This window comes from Streptococcus suis, assembly GCF_019794555.1.
Classification (GTDB): Bacteria; Bacillota; Bacilli; order Lactobacillales; family Streptococcaceae; genus Streptococcus; species Streptococcus suis_AB.
This window is the reverse complement of record NZ_JAIMEP010000012.1, coordinates 47,041-53,435: the sequence shown is the minus strand read 5'-3', so window position 1 is coordinate 53,435 and position 6,395 is coordinate 47,041. Positions and strand designations below refer to the sequence as shown.

The window sequence follows — 6,395 nt, the reverse complement described above, 5'->3', positions numbered from 1 at the left end:
TGATACTGACTCAGATGCTGATACTGATTCAGACGCTGACGCAGATACTGATGCTGACTCAGACGCTGATGCAGAGACTGATGCTGACTCAGATGCTGACGCTGATTCAGACGCTGATACTGAAACTGATGTTGATTCAGACGCTGATTCAGACGCTGATACTGATGCAGACGCTGACGCAGATACTGACGCTGATTCAGATGCTGATGCAGAAACTGATGTTGATTCAGACGCTGATGCAGAGACTGATGTTGATACTGACTCAGATGCTGATACTGATTCAGACGCTGATACTGATTCAGACGCTGACGCAGATACTGATGCTGACTCAGATGCTGATGCAGATGCTGATACTGATTCAGATACTGATGCTGACTCAGATGCTGACGCTGACGCTGAGGCACTTACTGACTCAGATGCTGATGCTGACTCAGATGCTGACACTGATTCAGATACTGACGCAGATACTGATGTTGATGCAGATGCTGAGGCACTTACTGATTCAGACGCTGATGCACTTACTGACTCAGATACCGATGCTGACGCTGAAACTGATGCTGACGCAGATGCTGACACTGATTCAGATACTGACGCAGAAACTGATGCTGATGCAGATACTGATGTTGATGCAGATGCTGAGGCACTTACTGACTCAGACGCTGACGCTGATGCACTTACTGACTCAGATGCTGATACTGACGCAGAAACTGATGTTGATTCAGATACTGATGCTGACTCAGAAACTGACGCTGACTCAGATGCTGATGCTGATACTGATTCAGACGCTGACGCTGACGCACTTACTGACTCAGATACCGATGCTGACGCAGAAACTGATGCTGATTCAGACGCTGATGCTGATGCACTTACTGACTCAGATGCTGATGCTGACGCTGATGCACTTACTGACTCAGATGCTGATGCAGAAACTGATGCTGATGCAGATACTGATGTTGATGCAGATGCTGATGCTGACTCAGATACTGACGCTGACTCAGATGCTGACGCTGACGCTGAGGCACTTACTGACTCAGATGCTGATGCTGACGCAGAAACTGATGCTGATGCAGATACTGATGTTGATGCAGATGCTGATGCTGACTCAGATACTGACGCTGACTCAGATGCTGACGCTGAGGCAGATACCGATACTGATTCAGACGCTGATGCTGACTCAGAAACTGACGCTGACTCAGATGCTGATGCTGACTCAGATGCTGATGCTGATACTGATTCAGACGCTGACGCTGACGCACTTACTGACTCAGATACCGATGCTGACGCAGAAACTGATGCTGACTCAGATGCTGATACTGATTCAGACGCTGATGCTGATTCAGACGCTGATACTGATTCAGATGCTGATGCAGAGACTGATGTTGATTCAGATGCTGAGGCAGAAACTGATGCTGATTCAGATGCTGAGGCAGAGACTGATGCTGATTCAGAGGCTGATGCAGAGACTGATGCTGATTCAGAGGCTGATGCAGAGACTGACGTTGATTCAGACGCTGAAGCAGAAACTGATGCTGATGTTGATTCAGACGCTGACTCAGATGCTGAGGCAGAGACTGACGCAGAAACTGATGCTGACTCAGATGCTGAGGCAGAGACTGATGTTGATTCAGATGCTGATGCTGAGGCACTTACTGACTCAGATACCGATGCTGATACTGATGCTGATGCTGATACTGATTCAGACGCTGACGCTGACGCACTTACTGACTCAGATACCGATGCTGACGCAGAAACTGATGCTGACTCAGATGCTGATGCAGATACTGATACTGACTCAGATGCTGATGCTGAGGCACTTACTGATTCAGACGCTGACGCTGAGGCACTTACTGACTCAGAGACTGACGCTGACTCAGATGCTGATGCAGATGCTGACGCTGAGGCAGATGCCGATACTGATTCAGACGCTGATGCTGACTCAGAAACTGACGCTGACTCAGATGCTGATGCTGAGGCAGAGACTGACGCTGACTCAGATGCACTTACTGACTCAGATGCTGATACTGATTCAGACGCTGATACTGATTCAGATGCTGATGCAGAAACTGACGCTGACTCAGATGCTGATACTGATTCAGACGCTGACGCTGAGGCACTTACTGATTCAGACGTTGACGCTGATGCACTTACTGACTCAGATACTGATGCTGACGCTGACTCAGATACACTTACTGACTCAGATGCTGATGCAGAAACTGATGCTGACGCTGAGGCAGATACCGATACTGATTCAGACGCTGATGCTGACTCAGAAACTGACGCTGACTCAGATGCTGACGCTGACGCAGAAGCTGATGTTGATTCAGACGCTGATGCTGATGCACTTACTGACTCAGATGCTGATGCTGATATACTTGCTGACGCTGACGTTGACGCTGAGGCACTTGCTGAGGCTCTAGTTGAGACAGAGACACTTGTCGAAGCTGACGCTGAGGCACTTGTCGAGGCTGAAGTACTTGCCGATGCTGAAGCCCTAGCTGATACTGAAGCACTGGCTGAAGTTGATGCTCTGACTGATGAACTGGTTGAAGTCGACACTGAATTGCTCGCGGATTCTGATTGAACCACAGAAGCCGACTCGCTCTGAGATTCTGTGATTGTGTTTGCAGGCATCTTAATCAGGTGGGACTCAGTATCCGCAAATTTTTCTTGAGTAATTAAGAAATTATACTCTTTTGAAGGGTCAATGTTAAACTGGCTGATATTAGTCGACCAAGTCCGCCCCATGTAATTGACCGACAAGGTATTAGTCGCCCTAGAGAAACTAAAGGTGATAGGGTTAAACTGCTCACCATAATAACCATTATTAACATTTGAACCCGTGTAGTAAAACTTAGATTGAGTTATCGCTAATCTTTTAGTTGGATTCTCAGTCGGCCGCAGGTCAGTTGTCGTCCTACCAGTTGTCTTATTGGTGTTAGTAATTGTAACACCGCTTGTAATATACTGTGTTGACCCGGTACTAGTATTATACATAAAGCCACCATAAGCTATACGACCTGTCCCTGGACTTAGAGAAACTGTCTTATCGGTCTGATCCTGCATCAAACTATTGGTATCGATTTTAAAACCAAAGATATCGGCTAGACCCGAGTCACGTAAAATGCCACCAGAAGCTAAGACACTATTAGGATCGACATTAGCATCTGTAAAGACAAAACCCCACCCGAAGGAAGTTGAACTAGCTCCAACGTTCATATTGGCAATATCGATGCTATAGGTGAAGTCCGAATCAAAGGTGAAGACTCCTGGAGTATCTAGAGCACTGGTATAAGTTTTAGTACGGTTGGTGTCGTTTATATCACGATCTGGACCTAAGGCCAGTCCCGATACACCATTGTAGTAGTTTGGCCAAGTATAGTAATCGCCATAGATGACATTGGCTGTTTGACCATTGTTAACGATAGCTCGGGAACCACTACCTTCTACAGTGCTAGCTGATGGTACCAACTGACTATAACGGCCAGCTAGTGTCACAGCCGCTTGAGCAGCTTTTAAAGCTTGACTATCTAATTGGCTTTGAGTCGTATCACTGGTGCTACGAAGAGTTTGAGCGGCATCTAAAGCAAGCCGAGCATTAGCTAGTGCGGTCTGGTATTTAGCATATTGACTACTACTTGTGTCTACAGAAATAGGTACCAGTTTTGATAAAGCATCTTCCAGAGCTAGGATGGCTTGATCTAGCTTACTGTAGTCTAGTGCAGCATCAATTGCACTTTCAGTCTCTGAATTTTCAGAACTACCAGTAGATGGGGCAAGAGCTATTGTTGTGGCTACAGCAGCTGTTGCTGTATTTTCAGCAACAATATTAGCTTCTTCTATTGTTAAAGAAATATTTTCACTAGTTGAGGCCAGAGTTTGGTTTTCAATAGTTGTATCAGTTACACTGACTGATTCAAGTGAAGGAGTCTCCTCCGTTTTTACAATAGTATCAAATGTATCAACATTTGTTGAGCTTGATACTGAGCTACCTGTCTCCGAACTGGTACTTTTCTCATTTACTACTTCTAAAGATGATGCTGATTCAGATTCTGAAAAATGAACTGACTCCGAAAAACTTGTAGATTCTGAAGCCGAAGCAGACTCAGATGCGCTTGTAGATTCTGATACCGACACTGACTCAGATACGCTTGTAGATTCTGATACCGACACAGACTCGGATGCGCTTGTAGATTCTGATACCGACACAGACTCAGATACGAGTGCATCTCCTGACGACTCGTTTAACAAGCTGTTTGAGTTATTCAAACTCTCATCCCTTAACTCAAATGCTGAAGAATTTTGACTAACCGAGTCAAGATCATTATCTACAGTAACTTCAGAAGTAACTATTTCAACAATTTCTTGACTTATTAAAGTCTCACCTGTTTGTGTTTCACTAGCCACTTCGGCAGTTATTTCATCAGCATAAGTTGTGGTATGTAAAACCGCTGATCCACCAACAAGGACACCAGCTGTCATGACACTCTTAAGATAACCAAGACTGTTAGTGTTTAAAGTATCTTGTTTTTCAAGTTTAACACGAACAGGAGCTGATTGCCCTGCTCTAGATACGCGAAAAAGACCGAGTTGAGACACTATTGTCTTAACCCAGTTTTTTCCAGATTTATGCATTTTAACGCGCGTCTTGCGCGAAACTTCATCAAAATCTTTGTTAAATTGCTTTCGACGCATAAAATATCTCCCTTTTTAACGTTAAGTTTTATTGTATAACTTTAGTGAAAAATAAATATGGACTTTGTGATGGTTTTTGTCCATTTTTTGAAAATATTTTGATTTTTTCTGAATTGGTTTTTCAATATTAATATATTTATACTCTTGTAAAATTTCGGTAAAAAAGATATTACACATTGTCTTATTGTGGAAGTGTAAATGTGATGCAATTCCTTGAGAGTTCAAAATTAAGTATTAATAAACAAAAAACAATTTTGCTATTTGTACTGAACTCATTAAAACAATACTGTCATATGCCTTAATACTTTTCAGTTTTGCTTACCTACCAAATTATACTCAGACCGCTATTACCGATGAATTAGATTAGACATTGAGAGTCTGAAATAAATATCAGATTATTAATGAAAAATTTTTTACAATCGTTAAAATCGAGAAAAGTAGGTATTTTAGATAAAAAACTTCTCTAAACCATTGGTATGCTCGGCTTAGAGAAGTTTTTGTCATTTCAAAATATAATAGATGAGAGTATCCATCACTAATGTCGCTACACGGTTCGGTCACACCAGTATCACAACCACCCAAAAAACTTCTCTTCAAATCATCCGAGAATTAGAAAATCAGGATGTTGATTTTATTATGCGCTCACTAGTCCGGTCTATGTTGATTCCCCACCACTTTTCTAGCAATACTTTTACCTGATAAATCAGAATTAAATTAAAATAAAAAACGTTTCCGTTAATCCAACTGACTAACAGAAACGTTTTTATAGTTAATTGAAACAAGAGCAGGACAAAAGTGCCTCAAGAAAAGTATCGCAATTTGGCAATACTTTTCTGAGGTGTTTTTTCATTTGAGCCCATGTTTTCTCAATGGGATTATACTCAGGTGAGTAAGGAGGAAGTGGTAAAAGTCTATGACCCTGCTCCTTGCATAACTCTTTTAGCTGACTCATCCGATGAAACCTTGCATTGTCCATAATGATAACAGATGGTCTATCTAAAGTGGGTAGTAAGAATGTTTTAAACCAAGCTTCGAAAAAGTCACTAGTCATGGTTTCTCTGTAGGTCATTGGGGCTATAATCTCACCGTTTATAAGACCTGCGACTAAAGATAGCCGCTGGAATCTTCTTCCAGAGACCTGACCTGTGATCAACTGACCTTTCAAAGATCGACCATATTCTCGATGAAAATATGTCTCAAACCCTGTCTCATCAATATAAACAGGTGTCAGGTGACTTAAGTTATTAAATTCTTTTAGGAACTGATTTACTTTCTCAGGGTCTTGTTCATAGTAGGTACAGCTCTTTTTTTTCGAGTATATCCCATAGCTTTGAGAGCGTAATGAATAGCTGTTGGATGACAGCCAAATTCAGAAGCTATTTCAGTCAAAAAAGCATCCGGATGAGCTTCAAGATAGTTCTTTAATTTTGCTCTATCAACTTTTCTTGGTTTGGTTCCCTTAACTTGGTGATGAAGCTCACCTGTACTCTCCATTAATTTTAGCCATTGATAGATGGTGTTGCGTGAAATATCGAAAACAACAGATGCTTCAGTAATACTGCCGGTTTTCTCACAGTATGCGAGAACTTTTTTACGAAAATCTAATGAATATGCCATAAATACATTATACCACAAATGTACTGTTTTTGTTTCATTTCGCTATATATTTCTCCAAAATTCATTTCTCCATGTAGACCATGTCC

General features: G+C 42.2%; 2 protein-coding genes and 2 pseudogenes. 1 reads left to right on the top strand and 3 read right to left on the bottom strand.

Annotation, left to right across the window (positions count from 1 at the left end; translation table 11 throughout):
• Positions 1-378: 378 nt before the first annotated feature.
• Positions 379-2,607, bottom strand: a pseudogene (locus tag K6V48_RS12100) (hypothetical protein); the annotation flags it as partial.
• Positions 2,608-3,787: 1,180 nt separating this feature from the next.
• On the opposite strand from K6V48_RS12100, the gene K6V48_RS06640 reads away from it, so the two are divergent.
• Positions 3,788-4,060 carry a hypothetical protein gene (locus K6V48_RS06640; RefSeq protein WP_222368636.1) on the top strand — a complete coding sequence of 91 codons (273 nt, stop codon included), beginning with the start codon at positions 3,788-3,790 and terminating at the stop codon, positions 4,058-4,060.
• Positions 4,061-4,557: 497 nt separating this feature from the next.
• On the opposite strand, the pseudogene K6V48_RS12095 reads toward K6V48_RS06640, so the two are convergent.
• Positions 4,558-4,692, bottom strand: a pseudogene (locus tag K6V48_RS12095) (KxYKxGKxW signal peptide domain-containing protein); the annotation flags it as partial.
• Positions 4,693-5,461: 769 nt separating this feature from the next.
• Positions 5,462-6,309 (bottom strand): IS630 family transposase gene (locus K6V48_RS06630; RefSeq protein WP_222368634.1). Its coding sequence is split into 2 segments (ribosomal slippage): positions 5,462-6,006 and positions 6,006-6,309, totalling 849 coding nucleotides; the frame shifts between segments, so codons are not numbered across the junction.
• Positions 6,310-6,395: the final 86 nt, after the last annotated feature.